General features: G+C 41.4%; 15 protein-coding genes. 5 read left to right on the top strand and 10 right to left on the bottom strand.

Features of this window, described 5'->3' with window-relative positions; genetic code table 11:
- Positions 1-74: 74 nt before the first annotated feature.
- Positions 75-863, bottom strand: coding sequence for a M48 family metallopeptidase (locus B6K83_RS17055; RefSeq protein ID WP_085286072.1), 789 nt, complete (start codon positions 861-863; stop codon positions 75-77).
- Between the two features lie 215 nt (positions 864-1,078).
- On the bottom strand, positions 1,079-1,858 hold the full coding sequence (locus tag B6K83_RS17050) for a hypothetical protein (RefSeq protein ID WP_139175618.1): 780 nt from the start codon (positions 1,856-1,858) through the stop codon (positions 1,079-1,081).
- Positions 1,859-2,046: 188 nt separating this feature from the next.
- Here B6K83_RS17050 and B6K83_RS17045 point away from each other — a divergent pair, with 188 nt between their 5' ends.
- Entirely contained in the window at positions 2,047-2,418 is a 372-nt protein-coding gene (locus tag B6K83_RS17045) for a hypothetical protein (protein WP_085286070.1), read from the top strand.
- A gap of 212 nt (positions 2,419-2,630) precedes the next feature.
- On the opposite strand, the gene B6K83_RS17040 is transcribed toward B6K83_RS17045, so the two are convergent.
- The 3 genes from B6K83_RS17040 to smc form a co-directional block, all read right to left on the bottom strand.
- Positions 2,631-4,574, bottom strand: coding sequence for a BRCT domain-containing protein (locus B6K83_RS17040; protein ID WP_085286069.1), 1,944 nt, complete (start codon positions 4,572-4,574; stop codon positions 2,631-2,633).
- 167 nt (positions 4,575-4,741) lie between these two features.
- On the bottom strand, positions 4,742-5,851 hold the full coding sequence (gene zipA / locus B6K83_RS17035; protein WP_085286068.1) for a cell division protein ZipA: 1,110 nt from the start codon (positions 5,849-5,851) through the stop codon (positions 4,742-4,744).
- Positions 5,852-5,865: 14 nt separating this feature from the next.
- Entirely contained in the window at positions 5,866-9,381 is a 3,516-nt protein-coding gene (gene smc / locus B6K83_RS17030) for a chromosome segregation protein SMC (protein WP_085286067.1), read from the bottom strand.
- 215 nt (positions 9,382-9,596) lie between these two features.
- Between smc and cysZ the strand changes: the two genes are divergently transcribed.
- The gene (cysZ, locus tag B6K83_RS17025) at positions 9,597-10,352 is read left to right on the top strand and encodes a sulfate transporter CysZ (protein ID WP_085286066.1); all 756 of its coding nucleotides are present in this window, start codon (positions 9,597-9,599) and stop codon (positions 10,350-10,352) included.
- Positions 10,353-10,621: 269 nt separating this feature from the next.
- Positions 10,622-10,996: a hypothetical protein gene (locus B6K83_RS17020; protein WP_085286065.1), complete on the top strand. Its 375-nt coding sequence runs from the start codon at positions 10,622-10,624 to the stop codon at positions 10,994-10,996.
- A gap of 139 nt (positions 10,997-11,135) precedes the next feature.
- Here B6K83_RS17020 and B6K83_RS17015 read toward each other — a convergent pair whose 3' ends face one another.
- The gene (locus B6K83_RS17015) at positions 11,136-12,983 is read right to left on the bottom strand and encodes a M1 family metallopeptidase (protein WP_408607245.1); all 1,848 of its coding nucleotides are present in this window, start codon (positions 12,981-12,983) and stop codon (positions 11,136-11,138) included.
- A gap of 135 nt (positions 12,984-13,118) precedes the next feature.
- A complete protein-coding gene (locus tag B6K83_RS17010; RefSeq protein ID WP_085286063.1) occupies positions 13,119-13,985 on the bottom strand; it encodes an OmpA family protein in 867 nt (288 codons plus the stop codon).
- 196 nt (positions 13,986-14,181) lie between these two features.
- On the opposite strand from B6K83_RS17010, the gene rnt reads away from it, so the two are divergent.
- Positions 14,182-14,862, top strand: coding sequence for a ribonuclease T (gene rnt / locus B6K83_RS17005; protein WP_092251474.1), 681 nt, complete (start codon positions 14,182-14,184; stop codon positions 14,860-14,862).
- On the opposite strand, the gene B6K83_RS17000 is transcribed toward rnt, so the two are convergent.
- From B6K83_RS17000 to B6K83_RS16990, 3 genes are all read right to left on the bottom strand, one after another.
- Positions 14,859-15,233 carry a hypothetical protein gene (locus B6K83_RS17000; RefSeq protein WP_085286062.1) on the bottom strand — a complete coding sequence of 125 codons (375 nt, stop codon included), beginning with the start codon at positions 15,231-15,233 and terminating at the stop codon, positions 14,859-14,861. The genes rnt and B6K83_RS17000 overlap by 4 nt on opposite strands.
- Before the next feature lie 162 nt (positions 15,234-15,395).
- Positions 15,396-16,001, bottom strand: a complete 606-nt coding sequence (locus B6K83_RS16995; protein ID WP_085286061.1) for a peroxiredoxin — start codon at positions 15,999-16,001, stop codon at positions 15,396-15,398.
- 147 nt (positions 16,002-16,148) lie between these two features.
- A complete protein-coding gene (locus B6K83_RS16990) occupies positions 16,149-16,487 on the bottom strand; it encodes a Grx4 family monothiol glutaredoxin (protein ID WP_085286060.1) in 339 nt (112 codons plus the stop codon).
- Positions 16,488-16,749: 262 nt separating this feature from the next.
- On the opposite strand from B6K83_RS16990, the gene sodB reads away from it, so the two are divergent.
- The gene (gene sodB / locus B6K83_RS16985) at positions 16,750-17,331 is read left to right on the top strand and encodes a superoxide dismutase [Fe] (protein ID WP_085286059.1); all 582 of its coding nucleotides are present in this window, start codon (positions 16,750-16,752) and stop codon (positions 17,329-17,331) included.
- Positions 17,332-17,515 lie beyond the last annotated feature (184 nt).

Here is a 17,515-nt window from a genome sequence, read left to right as displayed (position 1 = left end):
AAGATAAACTCAGCCTCTTAAATCACCTTAAAATGATAAAGAGGCTTATTGGCATACAGAGTGCAAAATAAAAGCTATTGATTATGGCAACTAATGGCTTTCGCTTGTTTAAAAAGCGGCAAAGAGTTGGAAAGGTGCGCCGTTAATTGTTTAATACGGGTTTCATTTGAAGGGTGAGTAGACATAAACTCTGGGGGCGAGCTTTTAGAAACCTTCGCCATATTTCGCCATAGCGTGATACTGGCTTCGGGATCAAAACCAGCCCGAGCCATTAAGTCTTGACCCACAATATCCGCTTCGCTTTCATGACTACGACCATATGGCATTAACACACCATATTGTACCCCTAATCCTAAGCCTGCCATCACCATATTGCGACTCTCAATATTTTGGCTTTCAAGTAAAACATTAACTAATGACAGGCCCATTTGGCTCACTTGGTTTGACGATAATCGCTCATTTGAGTGCCCCTCAATCACATGTGCTACCTCATGACCAATAATGGCAGCAAGTTGGTTTTGATCTTCAGCTACCGCTAATATACCAGCATAAACGCCAATTTTACCGCCTGGTAGCGCAAAAGCGTTCACTTGCTCTGAGTCAAACACCACCACTTCCCATGTGCCATCATGAGCCGATTTTGGCACTTGGCTTGTGATGGCGCTCGCCACACACTGTACATATTGATTCAGTGCTGGCGACTGACTAATTTTCTCATTTGCTTTCATTTCTTCAAAAGACGTGCTGCCCATCACACTTAGCTCGCTCTCCGACATCATCATTAATTGCGAACGACCTGTCGATGACTTGGTGCAGCCAGTTAAAATAATTAATGCTAAGCCAATGATTAACTTATGTTTCATGTAAAATCCTAGAATTATCTATCGGAAAATAACCGTAAAAGATTGTGTTTTACAACCCTTTAGCTATTTCTTAACTTCTGATTGAGTACGCTAACAAAAACGCTATACTCGCCGTTGCTTTAATTTAAAAGCTATTCTAAATAAAGAGAATATAAAGTGCTATGCTAATTAATGCTGAATTAGCTTAGCGACAAAAACCTATGGAACTTCGGTCTTTAGTCAAACGGTTTTACTGATTTAATCAGCGTTTCTATACCTTTACTAACACCATAAATATCTTCAGGATAAAAACCCAGTGTGACATGAAAGTCTTTGGGTTTTAACAACACATTTTGTCGAATATATTGCCCTTCACTTGATGACGCCACAACAAAGTAACTGGTTTTATCCCCCTTACCAACGCGACCTAAGCCATACAAGTGCACTTGAAATTTTGTGAACATTTTTAATCGATCTTTGTTAACTGTTTGATATTCATAAGGGTTAATTAATGTAACATGAAAACTGTGATGATCACGCATTGCTTGGTGACTGCGATAAAGCGCAAACTGCTCTGCGCCAAGTTGAGTTTTTAATTGCGTTAAATACAGGCTTAACTCTGCCGCAGGCACTGTACCCCCTAAATAGCGCAAGCCTGTGCTATCTTCGAGCTCAATGATGTCAAGCGTCAAAGTCTTATCTGCTTGTGGGCTATCTGCTGGCAAATGTTGTTTTTGGGCCATTGCTCGCGCTAACGGGGATAAATTTTCTTTCTTAGCAGACTCGGTTTTCGTTGTTGACCAGTCGTCACTTTGCTGCGCATTACTTAACGCTATGGTGTGCTTTGCTAGTAATAGCTGTTCGGGTAATGCCACAACAGCCTGACTTGCCGTTGCTGGTTTAGCCATCAACCAATGTAAGCCAGTCATCATGAACAGTATTGCCACGGTAGCACTTAGTTGGGGTATTTTTATCAACAAGGGGATCAGCATGGTCTTCTCTACATCAGTAAGCACGAATTAGACTATTAAGCTTAACAGTTTGCAGCGTTACTGCTAATGAAAAGTTGATGCGCCATGATAAGTGCTTAGAAACGCCCCTGACATTTGCTGACTTTTATCGATATACTGGCTTACTATAGCCGCTAGCTTAACAAGGTTAAACTTACCCATTTTAATGGTAGAACAGGAGCTTACTTTACTGAATGACTTTTTCCATTAGTCCAGAAACATTTAATTATATTGCTATTTCATTGGCCCGTTACAAATGGCAGTTGCTGTTATGGAGTGTATTTTTATTGTTATTGTTTGTTGCTTTACAAAGCCAAATACAACACCAAACTCCAGGAGCCTTGGTGTGGCTGGCTATTTTGATCCTTTTTATTGCCATAGAAAGCTTAGTGATTGCCGCCTTTATGTTTTTCTTTCAGGTACTGCCGTCGAGTCGTGAAGAAAACCGCAGTTGGTATAAGTTTTACCGATTTATAGAATGGTGTGAGACTTTGCTGTTTACCCTTTTATTACCGCTACCGCTGGTGCTATTTATTTATGCCTACCTTCGCTTAGGTCTTGGTTAAGAGGGCGTTATTAGCTAGGCTCACGCACAAAGGTGAACTTTATGCGTGAGCCAAAACAAAATTAACGACTACAACCTTGATAAAGCACTACTTTTCAAAGCATGGCTTTGGTAGTCACGAGTGTAAGCTAGTCCTAGTGCGCAAAATGTTTCGGCGTTGCCAAACTAGCCTTTAAAGCACTGCTGCTATCAATGGCTCACATTACCAGCACATCAATCGCCAGCGATTAAATCTAAGTAAGCTTGCTCAGTAAGCACGCTAACGCCTTTATCTTCTGCCGCTTTGATCTTGGTTTCGCCTACTTTTTCACCGGTTACTAAATAAGTGGTTTTACCCGTCACTGATTTTGCCACTTTAGCACCCAAGGACTTTGCTTGTTTTTCCATATCACCGCGCGAACCTTGCTGCATTGCACCGGTAAAAACAATTACCGTACCAGCGATTGGCGAACTAGACTCAACTTGCGCTGATGCTTTTGGTGTTGCCGCTAAATTGAAACCGAGTTGATAAACCTTAAAAAACTCTGCTTTAATATTAGCCAGTCCTTCAACAATGGCTTCAGCACTTAACTGAGCAAAGCCGTCAATTTTTACCAGCTCGGCTGCGGTTAAATCAAATAACGCTGTAATACTATGGTGTTGCAGTAAGTTTTCACAGTTACCTGCGCCTAAGCGGCTAACACCAAAGGCAGATAAAAATCGCCAGTCTTCGATTTCAATCTCGCGGCTTGCTTTAAGTTGATCGAATAAGTTTTGCGCGGTTTTATCGCCAAAACCAAAACTTGCAAACTGGTGTACTTGCAGCTGGTATATTTCATGAATATGTTTAATGCCGTAATGGCTCAGCTTTTCAATGACTTTTGGACCAAAGCCATCATTATTGCCTAAGGTTTTAAAAAAATGAATCAGGGTGTTTTCGGTTTGTGCCGGACAGTCGCTCTTGTTCGGGCAAATAAGGTGATCAGACTCCCAAAGCAAATGCGAGTTACAACTTGGGCATTGCTCGGGCAGCTGTGGCTTTGCTTCTTTAATCACTTTTTCAATTTTGGGGATCACTAAACCACTGCGCACTAATTGCACAACGGCGCCAGGGCCTATCCGTTTTGATTTAACCATGTTGTAATGATGAACGGTTACGCGACTGATAGTGGCTCCGCTTAGTTTAGTGGGCACAAGTTCGGCAACAGGTGATATGCGCCCTGTTCTTGAGGTTTGCGGAATAATGTTAACGACTTCGACCTCGGCTGACTCTTCATTAACTTTATAGGCGATTTGCCAACGATGATTTTTTCTGGTCGCCCCCATATGGGCTTTAATTTCGCTGTGGGTGGCTTCCAAAATAACGCCATCAATATCAAAGTCTACCGCTTGCCACATTTGCGCAATAATGTCGTCAAAATGCTCAATAATATCGCTGTAATGCGCAGTTTTATTAACAAGCAAAGCGAACGGATAAAACACACAAGCACCGTCATCAATGGCTTTTTGTACGTTCTCATCAACTTTCTTTTCAGCAATGATCGCCGCTTGAATATTTCTAGAGTTTTCAAAAAACTCGCTTAACTCTTCATCAAAATAGCTTTTTTTAATGACGATTTCACCTGGCCCTAAGCCTCGCTCACCTTTGGCTGCAACTTTTAAACCTCTAGCGAAGGCTCGACTGATATCTTGACCTCGGTAGCCATCACCACGGGTATACAGGGTTTTACCATCATCATAGGCGGCATAACCGTCAAGTTTTGGTGTAACACGCAGTTCAATATCAGCCTTCGCAATGTTGAGCTCTTGTGCGGCTTTTAAAATTCGTTTCAACCATTTTTCTATATCCGTTAAGGTGTAGGCTTTTTCCGTCGACAACATACGCTCGGGTAGCTCGACGGTTTTCGCGGTTGCTAACACTTCAGGCTCAACCGTATGAAGATAAACATGCTGCGGATTTATGTCACTAAGCATGGCAATATATAAATCATATTGCGCGTCAGTTAGTACGGGTAGCCCTGCACGATATAGGGCATTTGCGGTACTTAATACTTGTACCAACTCTGCTTCATCTAATGCCGATTTGGCAAACAAGGCACTCAGTTGTTCAACATTTTGTTGCGCATCTACTTGCTGTAAAACGGTTAATTGCTCAGGGGTAAAATTGACGGCTAACATCTGGCCTATCCTTAATAGTAACATCTGCTAAAACCGATTAGGCCTGTTCTTCAGACCTTAGTCAGTGATTAGCATTATCGACAAAATCCGCGCTAAGATTAAAGGTCTTTGTGGTTACGCCCCATGCTTAACCTCAAAGACGATATGGTGGACTAGCTGCGTGAAGTTTAAAATGAGCTAATACGATTTTTACGTTCAAACTCGCGTATACGCCCCATGTAATGTTGCTCGGTTTGTTTGGTCATGACGCTGCGTTTATCATCTAGTAGCTGGCCACCAAATTCAACCGCAAGTTGTTTGGCGGCATTTAACATTTGCTCAAACACCTCAAAGGCATCGCCAGCATTGGGCAAGGTCATAAAAAGTGTCACACCTTGGGTACTAAAGTTTTCAATATCATCTAGATCAAAGGTACCCGGATTGCGAATATTCGCTAGGCTAAAAGTTACTTTACCGTTACCGGCGTTGTCTTGATGGCGATGAAAAATATTCATGTCGCCATATTTCATTCCTAAGGTCAGCAAGCTAGGCAATAGCGCCGCACCTGAAATGGTCAGGCCCTCTGGCATCACCACCGAAAGCACCAATACTTGCTGCTCTGGCTCAGTTACCTCTTGTTGTTCGTTAGCGGTAGCAGACATAGTTGGCATGTCTTTTATTGCTTGCTCTTCAAAGTCAATTTCCATCTGTTTGCGTTTAACTGCCGCTTGACGATCGTTTGCTTTACGCAAATCTGGTTTTGCTTGTGTTACCGGCTGTTGATAAACAGGCTCTGTTTTAGCGGCAGGCTTACTTGACTTGGTTTGCGCACTATTAGCGTCGGTAGACGATTTTGTCACCTTAGCTTGCTGCGTTGTCACGGCTGCATCATCATTATCGGCATCAGATAAGGCTTGTTGTTTTAAATGCTCTGGCACAGTGTCGTCATCATTCAGTAAAGCACCAAAGTTTAGCCCTTGTTGATGAACTTGTTTATCCAATTGAGCGTCAGCTGTACCTCGCGCTTGGCTTGTTAGCGAATTTTCATCAACATTGCTGCTATTTGTTAAAACCTCTTCATGTTGAGGATTAATGCCAATGACTTTAACTTTACTGACGCCATCTTGATCAAAGCCTGAGCCATCAAACCCTCTTGGCTCTGGGGTTATTGGCTCTTCTTTAGCCTTTAGTTTATACGGATTTTTCTGTTTTCTTATGGTCCAATACCCATGAATGAAAATAGCTGCTATCACAAGCGCACTGATAATAATGAGTGTATTTCTGATGTTATCTTCCATTACTTAGCCTATTTTTATACTTCTACCATGGCAACAGCTTCGTCAATATCAACCGCTACCATACGTGAAACCCCAGGTTCAAACATAGTAACGCCAGTTAAGTGTGACGCCATCTCCATCGCGATTTTATTATGACTGATATAAATAAATTGCACTGTTTGCGACATTTCTCGAACTAAATTACAAAACCGGCTAACATTTGCGTCATCTAAAGGAGCGTCCACTTCATCAAGTAAACAAAATGGTGCCGGATTCAAGCGAAAAATTGCGAACACTAATGATAATGCGGTCAGCGCTTTTTCTCCACCTGATAATAGGTGAATTGAGCTATTTTTTTTGCCCGGCGGCCTCGCCATGATAGCAACGCCGGTTTCTAATAAGTCGTCACCGGTCAGCGTTAAGTAGGCTTGACCACCCCCGAACACTTTTGGAAACAAGGCTTGTAAATCTTTATTAACCTGATCAAAGGTTAACTTAAATTTATGCCGACTCTCTTTGTCAATTTTAGCTATCACGGCCTCTAATGTTGTGATGGCGTTATTAAGATCTTGATCTTGTTGGTCAAGGTAACTTTTTCGCTGGTATTGGCTTTCATATTCTTCAATAGCGGCTAAATTTATCGCCCCTAGCTGTTGAATATCTTTTGCTAGTTTGACCAAATGCGCTTGCCAATGTGATGTCTTCGCTTGAGCTGGCATCGCCTTAACCACATGTTCAATATCTTGTTGTAACTCGCTTAGCACTTCTAGCGCACTTTCAGCCCGTAATTTAAAACCTTCGCTGTCCAGTTGTAAACGTGCTAGCTGCTCTTTCAAGCTGGCTATTTTTGCTTGGCAACTTTTATAATTACGCTCTAATTCCGCTAACTGGGTTTGACTGTCATTAAGCTGTTGTTGATTATGCTGCAACTTATCGTTAATAGCTCCTAAGTTATCGAGCCATTGTGGTAATTGCGCTTCAAATGCTTTGAGTGGCGCCGAGTTTTCATTATCCAGTTGTTGATTATTATTAAGTCTTTCAGTTAGCAAGTTAATATTTTTTTGATTAACGGCAATATTTTGCTCCGCTTGTTGGCGTTGACTTTTCAATTGTTCAATCGCCAAGCTCAATTGATGCCGTTGTTGGTACAGGTTTTGACTGCGCGTTTGCGTATCGGCGATGGTTTGCTGAATTTGCTGCTGTTGTTGCGCTAACTGGTCAATATTGTGCTCAGCGTTTGTTTGCAATGGTGCTAACGCTGCTTGATATTCTGCTAATTTTGTTTGCGCTCGTTTGTCACGCTCTTGCAGTTGCGCAATTTGCTCACTTAAACTTTTATCTTGCGCTTGCTGGTGGGCCACATTTTGCACTAACGATAGTAAACTTTGCTCAAGCTTATGAATATCTTGTGTTTTACTATCAAGCTGGTCCTGCGCGCTATTTTTATCAGCACTGAATTGCTTCAGGCTTTGCTGAGCTATGTTTAGTTGCTGTGTTAATTCTTGCTGGCGGGTTTGTAATTGTGCAAGTTCACTTTGCGCTGCATCACATTGGCGTTGCAAACTGAGATAATCATAGCCCTGCTCTCTTTTGCCCTTAGATAACATATGGTGACTTAACCATGTGCCGTCTGGACAGATAACACTTTCTCCTGCCTGCAAATGACTCAGTTGCTGCTTGGCGTCTCGATAGTTATCTGCAATATGAATGCGGTTAAAGTATGCCGTTAAGGCACTTACTCCCGAGACTTTACTTGCTAATGTTTTATTTTTTATCGCCACCGATGTACTCATTATTGGCTTTTGATTGCGACACGGTGAGGGGAGCTGTTGATAAACAAAGCACAAATTATCCGCGGCTAAATTGCCGTTAACATCAGCATCAGGCAAGCTATTAAGCAGGTGCCCTGCCAGATAATGCGATAAAACCAACTCAACCGCTAGCTCCCAACCTTCAGTAACTTTTAGTTGAGTCTGCAAATTAACAACACTTTTGATGCCCTGTTCCTGAAACCATGTTGCTTGTTTTTCACTCCATGGTGAACGATCGTTAAGCGCTAGCTGTGATCGCGCTAACGCTTGCTGTTTTACGCTTAATTGCGCCTCAACAATAGCCAGTTCTTGGTTTAGCTGCTGTGTTGTTGCTTGCAATTTAGCTAGTTGTGAGTTGAGTTTTGCAACTTGATACTGTAACTGTTGCACGGCTTTTTGCGCTTCGCACTTAGCTTGCTCTAGCACTTTTGTTTCTGCTGGCTCAGCTAAAATCAGTAACGCCCGTTGCTCGCTTAGCGCTATAATTTGCTCGTTCAACTGTTCAGTAATGGTTTGCTGCTGGGTAATTTTGGCTTGCAAGCCTTGTTTCTGCTGTTGCAATTCATGGCTTTTTTGCTGGGCTAGTTGCCATTGTCGCTGCAACTGTTGTTGCTGATCTGTTTGCTGAGTTAACTCGGTTTGGCACTGTGTTAAATCACGCTCGAGTATTTGCAACTGGGGTTGCTGTTGAGCTAGTTGCTGATTGTACTTTTGCAGCTGCTCTTGCTCTGACGCGATCAAACCTTGGGCGTTAAGTAATTGCTGCTGAGTCTGTTGATTTTCACTTGCTGTTTTTTTTGCTTGCGCTTGCAAGTATTTTACTTGCTGTTCGGCGCGGGCAATTTCTTGCGTCAAATTAAGCTTTTGCTGCTGTAACGCTTGATTACTATCGTTACACGCTAAAATCTTGGCTTTTAATGCAAGCATTTGCACATCATAGCCACTAAGCTGAGTGTTATAACCTGCTATTTTTTCGGCTAAACTGGCAATGCTTGCTTGATGCTCTTGATATTGCTGTTGGTATTTTTGCCAGCGTAACACCGCCAACTCTGCTTTGTATTTGCGCTCTTGTTGCTTTAAGTCTCGAAAGCGTTTGGCAGCTTCTGCTTGTTGGTGTAGCTTGTCTATTTGTACATCTAGCTCTGCGCGAATATCACTTAAACGGGCTAAGTTCTCACGGGTATGCCGGATTCTATTTTCAGTTTCTTTACGGCGTTCTTTGTATTTGGAAATGCCGGCGGCTTCTTCAATAAATATGCGAAGCTCTTGCGGTTTTGATTCAATTAACCGAGAAATCGTACCTTGTTCGATAATCGCGTAACTGCGCGGTCCTAAACCTGTACCTAAGAAAATTTCACTAATGTCTTTACGACGACATTTGCTGCCATTTAAAAAGTAACTATTAGTCCCTTCACGATTAACCAAGCGACGCACCGATACTTGGCTGCGATCTGCCATCTGACCTTGTATCTTGCCCTGCGCGTTATCAAACACGAGCTCAACACTGGCTTGACCTATAGGTTTTCGTGACGCCGCGCCATTAAAAATAACATCGGTCATGGCTTCACCACGCAAGTTTTTAGCCGAGCTTTCTCCTAACACCCAACGCACGGCGTCAATAATATTAGACTTACCACAACCGTTAGGGCCCACAATCGCGGTCATTTGTTGCTCAAATGCCACCGTGGTAGGATCAACGAAAGATTTAAAGCCTGCTAATTTTATATGCTTAAGTCGCATTAAATGAAAAAACCTACCCTAGCTGCAATGACTATTTTTTGTGCTAATACCGCGTAAAGGGCGAGCCAATGCAAGTAAATGAATAAAAACCAACGCAATGGCGGCAACTGTAACAGAGATTGATGTATTTTGTAACATCACAACCCTGTTCATATTTTGCCGAGCACCCTATAATCGAACTTTGTATATCAATTAGTTAGGTTAATAAAACACCAATGTATACTCAACAAAAATCGCCTCTTGCTAAAGGGGGTGCCGGTTACTTTATCAAAGGCTTTGAATTGATCCGCACACCGGGTATTCGTCGATTTGTTTTTATTCCGCTGACCGTCAATTTACTGCTATTTAGCTTTGCCTTTTATTACCTTTTTATTCAGTTGGAGCATTATATGCACTTATTTGAGGATTGGTTAGGCAACTCCTTTGCTTGGTTAAGCTCTGTGGTATGGCCATTAGCCATTATCTTTATATTGATAATTTTCTCTTTTATATTTAGCTCAGTCGCCAATTGGCTTGCGGCACCATTTAATGGTCTACTGTCAGAAAAAATAGAGGCATTATTATTAAAGCAACCATTAGATAACGGTGGTGCTTTAGATGTCATTAAAGATACCCCGCGTACTTTAAGTCGCGAGTTTAGTAAGCTGACTTATTACTTACCCCGAGCTGTTGGCTTCTTTTTACTGTATTGGATATTACCTGTCATTGGTCAAGTATTGTGGTTTTTATTCCTTGCCTGGATGATGGCGGTGCAATATAAAGATTACCCGTTTGATAACCATAAAATTAGCTTTATACAAATGCGCAATGCCTTAAAGCAACGCCAAGGCCTAAGTTACAGTTTTGGTATTAGTACCGCGATATTCTCTATGATTCCCATTATTAATTTAATTGTAATGCCGGTGGCTATTTGTGGTGCGACCGCGCTATGGGTCGATCACTATCGAGATGATTTTGTTGACCGTGCATAGAAATCAAATAACAATCAACAACTTAACAATATTTAAACGCTTAGTGCAAACAGTAAACTAATATTGCAATATTTTTACTCAGCTCTGTTGCCACAATAATCGCTGCTTGGTAATTAAGCGGGTAATATTTGACAGCGAATCGCGCAAAGCGCAAACTAAAAACATATAAGTCATTGCGATGACTTTTCAGACTTGATAACTGATTAATTTATAAGTGTGGGTTGTTCACGATATCAAGATAAGGCGATAAAAATTTAAAAGGATCTGCGATGCAAGCACAAGGCTTAATAACAAAAAGCGCATTATTATCTGTCAGTTTATTACTGTTAATAACAAGTGTCAGTGCATTTTCAGCAAACATTGATCAGGACCGCGTTGATATTCCGGTAACAGAAGACGCTCGCATATTTGCGCAGTTTAATGAGCAAACACCTGCAGTGCTGAATTATTTTACCACTGAAACTGAGGCTAACGTCATCGCCTTTTATCAAAAACACTATGGTGAGCCAAAGCAACGTGAGCGTAAACGTGGTCGCTTAACCTTGCGTTATCAACAAGACTCTTTGAAAATTCGTGTGGTTATCTCTCAACAAAACCAACTGCGTCAAGTGGACGTGATGGTTGAAAAAGCTCTGAGTTCGTAATTATGTTTGCAGCCAGTGCTATAACAAGCTGGCATGTAAAAAAATAAGAGCTACTTAAACATGCCAGTGCCAGCTAATGCTGGTGGCCAAAAAAAACATCGCAATTGCGATGTTTTTTGTTTTCCTAATCAGCACGGAATTATTTTACTAAAATATCATCTACTGTGCCTTGCGCCAGTGGATGATAACCAGGGCGCGCCTTACGATAAACGGCTTGCGCCCATTCTTTACCTGATGCTGATTTTGCTAACTCTTTGTACAACGGGACGATTAACTTACGACGACCAATTGATTCTAAGTATTCTGCCATAGCAGGATAAACTGCATCATAACCCGAGCGTAGTGCTAATAAATACCACGCATGTGCTACTTCAGCGTTGCTGCTTAAGGTTAAGTTAAATGCTTTATCTAGTAACGCCATTCGCGCATTGGAAATGTTTAATGGCAAGTTATTAATAAAATGCAACCACTCATGTATGGTCCAATTTTGCGTAGGTATTTGTGCCAACTGCAACTGATCTTGACCCCATTTAGCAATATAGTCATTAATTTTAATAAAGGCGTCAGAGCGAGGCTTAGGTGTAAAGCTTGGTAAACCTTGCTCATAAATCCACTCATTTAACTCTGCATCACTGACAATATTAGCGTACTTGTGCGTTAAGTGTTGCTTTAAGTAACTGACAAACTTTTTGGTGCCGATACTTTCAAAGGCATGATCATCGAAATATTGCATAATGAAGCGGTCGAACTTATCACGACCAAATTTTTCTTCTAAGTACAATAGGAATAATTGTCCTTTGGTATAAGGGACACCAGAAAAAGCTTCATCAGGATCACGACCATTAAGATCTATGTACAACTGAGTATCACCTGGTGCAAGTTCGGCAATTTCATAACTTAAATTTTGGGCATCGAGGGCACGCTCCATAACCGCTCTATCAACACCAAATACCGCTTCCATGATCCGGTTTTCAACATAACTGGTAAAACCTTCGTTTAACCAGAGATCACGCCAACTTTCATTGGTGACTAAATTACCAGACCAAGAATGCGCTAGCTCATGGGCAATAAGGTTAACTAAACTTTTGTCACCCGCAACCACGGTCGGGGTAATAAATGATAACCTCGGGTTTTCCATACCACCAAAAGGAAAACTCGGCGGTAATATCAATAGATCGTAACGGCCCCAACGATAGGCACCAAAAAGCTTTTCCGTTTCATCGATCATTAACTGGGTATCGTCAAACTCAGCAACCGCACGGTCTAAAATATAGGGTTCAGCGTAGATACCGGTTTGCTTGCTCATGGCTTTAAACTTTAAGTCACCAACAGCAATAGCGATTAAATAAGCTGGGATCGGCTGCGGCATAGAAAATAAATAATCACCGTCGCGCTCAGTATCTGGCACATTGTTAGCGCTCATTACCGCGAGTAAATCATCTGAGGTTTTAATGCGGGCATCATACGTCATTCGCACACTCGGGGTGTCTTGAATAGGGATCCAAGAGCGGGCGTGAATCGCTTGGTTTTGGCTAAACATAAAGGGCTTGTCTTTGCCCGCTGTTTGCTCAGGTGATAACCACTGCAAGCCTGAGGCTTGCGGCAATGAGTTATAGTAAATACGCAACGTAGGCGTTTGAAAAGGCGTGTTAATGGTTAATTTAGCACCCATTACGTCATCACGAGGGGCGAGCTTAAAAGCTAACTTTTGCCATTGGCCGTTAACATTTTTTGCCATAACACGATGAATATCTAAATCGCGAGTGTCTAAATGCACCTGAGCGGCATTATCGCTGAGCCAATTTAGCGACAACTCAGCAAAACCGGTTAACGATTTATTGGCAAAATCAACGTCTAAATCTAAATATAAATGACTGACTTTAACTTGTTGATAGTTGGCATAGGTTAATGTATCTGCGACTTCGGCAGTGGCGGTTGCCGACCATGAAAACTGCACCAGCGTGCAGATAATGACGGCGATACGAATAAATAATTTCATAAATTTTACCCTAAACAAAAGAGGCCTGTAGATTACAGCGAATCAACAGGCCTCTTCAAGTGCTATTTAGGATATAACAGCAAAGTGTAATAAATATCGTGCTAAATCAATAAAATCCTGGTGCTAGGGTTGCTCCATACGAACCACAACCCGGCGGTTTTTGCTACGCCCAATCAAGGTTTCATTAGAGGCAACATGGCGCCTTTCGCCATAGCCATTCGCTTCAATGCGACTCGCGTCGATACCATTTTTAACAAAAAGATCACGCACTTTATTCGCTCGTCGCTCTGACATTTTCAAGTTGGTATTTCGGCCACCATAACTATCTGAGTAGCCGTCAACCAATACCAACTCTAAGTTGGGATCAAGTGCGAGATACTCGACAATCATATCCATACGTTTTTGAGATGCTTTAGTTAGTTTGTCCGAGCCAAATTGGTAGTTAAGCACAGTATAGGCAATATCTTCAAAATTAAAATTCAGCAAGTTGGCTACACAAGTAACAAATGCTTGATATGCTTTCTGAAAGCGTGCAGTTGACAAGCCCACACTAATTTTATCGCTAGCACTATACCAATCATCATAATAGAAAGTAGGGCTCATGCCCTGCTCTAACTCACTAAGCATATGCCATGCCATTTTCTTAGGCAGACTGGGTGAGAACTGTTTATGTAACTTCATATCCGCGAGTACGCGCCCAGCCTTACCCGGTCGCCAATTAGGCGCTTCTGAGCGAACTTCAGCTAAAGCGTAGCTGTCAGGAAGTCGCATCATCTCCAACTCAAATTCCATATTCATCTTACGACTTGCCGAGCTATAAAACTTAGCAGCACCATAACGGGGAATTTGATGAGTTAATGTGCATTGCAATCGGGAGTCATCCGTTAATTGCCAAGTAGAGTTTTCAATATCGGCACGATATTGCTTTACGCCGGCATTTGATTGAGCGCTCAATAATAATAAGATGACAGGGATAAGAGTTTTTTTCATAACATTAGCTTTCAAGTCTATGATGCAAAGTTTACTAGCGACACCTTTTATTATCGACAACATCAGCAATAACTTTAACAGTTATCTAAAGAATTCCATAAATTAATTTCATTGCCTTAACTTTCGATGATGCCTTGCGCTAACATTTCTGCGATAATCTTGGCATTATTTCTTTAAGAAGATAGCTGTTTCCTTTATGTCTGACAATATAACGAGTGAAAACGCTCAAACGCCATTACTCTCTCAACGTTTTCGTGGCTATTTCCCTGTAGTTATTGATGTTGAAACCGCAGGCTTTAATGCACAAACCGACGCCTTATTAGAAATTGCTGCCACCACGCTGAGCTTAGATGAAAATACCGGCCAATTCAGTTTAGACGAAACAATACAATTTAATGTTGAGCCATTTGAAGGTGCCAACTTAGAGCCTGCAGCACTAGAGTTTACCGGCATAGATCCTAGCAACCCACTGCGCGGCGCCGTTGATGAGAAGAAGGCCTTAACTGAAACCTTTAAACTGATCCGCAAAAAAATGAAAGCAGCAGGTTGTCAACGCGCGATCATGGTGGCGCATAATGCAGCTTTTGATCTTGCTTTTGTCAATGCCGCCATCGCACGCTGCGCCATTAAACGCTCTCCTTTTCATCCTTTTGTAAGTTTTGACACCGCCACCTTATCGGGCTTGGCGTTAGGTCAAACGGTTTTAGCAAAAGCCTGCACTGCCGCTAACATAGAGTTTAATAATAACGAAGCGCACTCTGCCTTGTATGACACAGAAAAAACAGCAGAGTTATTTTGCTATATTGTCAATAAGTGGCAGCAACTCGGTGGTTGGCCATTAGCTATTGATGATGACAATAACACCGCTAGCATTTAAAACTTGGTTTTGCTTTTTCGGCGATTACTTTTCCTTAAGAGTAAATTTCTCAGGGCGATAATCATCATACAAAATGCTAAGAAATGACTTATCGCGAGACTGGTTTTTAACAGCAATAATATAGCGACTGCGACATAAATATAGGGTAAGTATTCATACAGAAACTCGGGTAATATGTTGTTATTTTTAGCTGTTTTGTGACGATCGACTCGACGATGGCTCGAACGTGTGACTAAGGTAATGCAAGCTGCAGCATAAAATAACCCTGCCGAGATAAATACCACCCAAGTTTCATAAAACGCCAATAAATATGCACTCACTAAAAAGTAAGCGTATGGCAGGTTTTCATAAATGAACTTGGGAAAAAACATTCGCAATCCTTTTACCTTTTCTCAATATTGCATACAACTCCATATACTTAGTCAATAATAGCCATAAATGAATCTTTTACAACGGCTTTCGCTTGTCCTGACTAAATTAAAGGCAAAAAAAAACCGCAAAATGCGGTTTTTTATCAGCAAATAACTAAGCGATTAAAGCTTATCTGCGTTATCTGTTAGGTACGAAGCAACGCCTTCTGTTGTTGCTGTCATGCCTTTGTCACCTTTGTTCCAGCCCGCTGGACAAACTTCGCCATGCTCTTGGTGAAATTGTAGTGCATCAACCATACGGATCATTTCATCAACGTTACGACCTAAAGGTAAATCGTTAACCACTTGGTGGCGAACAACACCGTCTTCATCAATTAAGAATGAACCACGAAATGCAACGCCCGCTTCTGGGTGTTCAACATCATAGGCTTGACAAATTTCATGTTTAACATCCGCCACTAAAGTGTACTGAACTGGACCAATACCACCTTCGTTGACCGGCGTGTTACGCCATGCGTTATGAGAAAATTGTGAATCGATTGATACACCAATAACTTCAACACCGCGACTTTTGAACTCTTCCATGCGGTGATCAAATGCTAACAACTCTGAAGGACATACAAAAGTAAAATCAAGAGGATAGAAGAAAACTACCGCTTTTTTACCTTTAATTGTTTCGGCAAGGTTAAAGCTATCTACAATCTCACCTGAGCCTAACACTGCTGCTGCGGTAAAGTCTGGTGCTGCACGACCTACTAATACACTCATTATATTCTCCATTTTTTAAAATAAATATTTGAGTTTGCTGAACTTGCATATGCAAGAGACGCGATAAATCAAAAGCTCAGCATAACTCACGTTATTCGATGTTAACTCCACCTAGTATGGTGGCGATAAATGAAAATTCAATAGCAATTAAGAACTTTCTTCTGAGCCGTACTTAGCGGCGGTTTCAGTGATCAAGGTTTGCAATTCACCTTGCTGATACATTTCCATAATAATGTCACAGCCACCTACTAATTCACCATCAACCCATAGCTGCGGGAATGTTGGCCAATCGGCATACTTAGGAAGCTCTGCTCGAATGTCTGGGTTTTGTAAAATATCTACATAAGCAAACTTCTCGCCACATGCCATTAATGCTTGTGACGCTTGTGACGAAAAACCACAACTAGGTAGCTTTGGTGAGCCCTTCATGTAGAGAAGAATGCTGTTTTCACTGATTTGTTCTTTAATACGATCTATGGTTTCCATAATGCCCTCAAAAATTAATACTTATTGTCTTTTACCCTGCCAATAAAACAGCGCAAACACACAAGACAATAATTACTAATGCATAAAAAATTATATATTAAAACATATTAGCCTTGATAAAACCTATAGCAATACCTATATAAGTGGGTAAACTAAGTAAACTTTAATACCCGAGTAGTTTACTAGGTTTTAGAAAAAAACAAACTACTTCTTTAAATTTACATTAAGATTAAATTTTTATAATCACTATCTGGAGAATATAATGGCTATAGAGTTACCCGCACTACCATATGCAATGGACGCACTAGCACCTCACATTTCGCAAGAAACTTTAGAGTTTCACTATGGTAAGCACCACAACACCTATGTGGTTAAATTAAACGGTCTTATTGAAGGTACTGATTTTGAAGGTAAGTCTTTAGAAGATATCGTTAAATCATCATCAGGTGGTGTTTTCAATAATGCCGCGCAAATTTGGAACCATACGTTTTACTGGCATAGCTTAAGCCCAAATGGTGGTGGTGAGCCGACTGGCGCACTTGCCGATGCTATCAATGCTAGCTTTGGTTCATTTGCTGAGTTTAAAGCTAAATTTACTGACAGCGCTGTTAATAACTTTGGCTCTAGCTGGACTTGGTTAGTGAAAAATGCCGACGGCAGCTTAGCGATCGTTAATACCTCAAACGCGGCAACGCCATTGACTGATGAAGGTGTTACCCCACTACTAACCGTAGATTTATGGGAACATGCTTACTATATTGATTACCGCAACCTTCGCCCAAGCTACATGGAAGCTTTCTGGGCATTGGCTAACTGGGAGTTTGCCTCTGCAAACTTTGCTTAAGTTATAGCGTATTTAGTATCTGACGTTAGTATCAAACAAAAAGGTCATCCCTATGGATTAATGCCGTTCGGATAAGGATCATTCCTTATATCGCAACGGATATCGGCTCGGAATATAAAGCACCGAACGTGGAAACGTTCGGTGCTTTCTTTTATCTGGAAGTATGAAGTGTTTTATATCTGCT

This window comes from Colwellia chukchiensis (assembly GCF_002104455.1).
In the GTDB taxonomy this organism is placed as follows: Bacteria; Pseudomonadota; Gammaproteobacteria; order Enterobacterales; family Alteromonadaceae; genus Cognaticolwellia; species Cognaticolwellia chukchiensis.
Note: the sequence above shows the minus strand (reverse complement) of the source record. Positions and strands in the feature narration are given on the sequence as shown.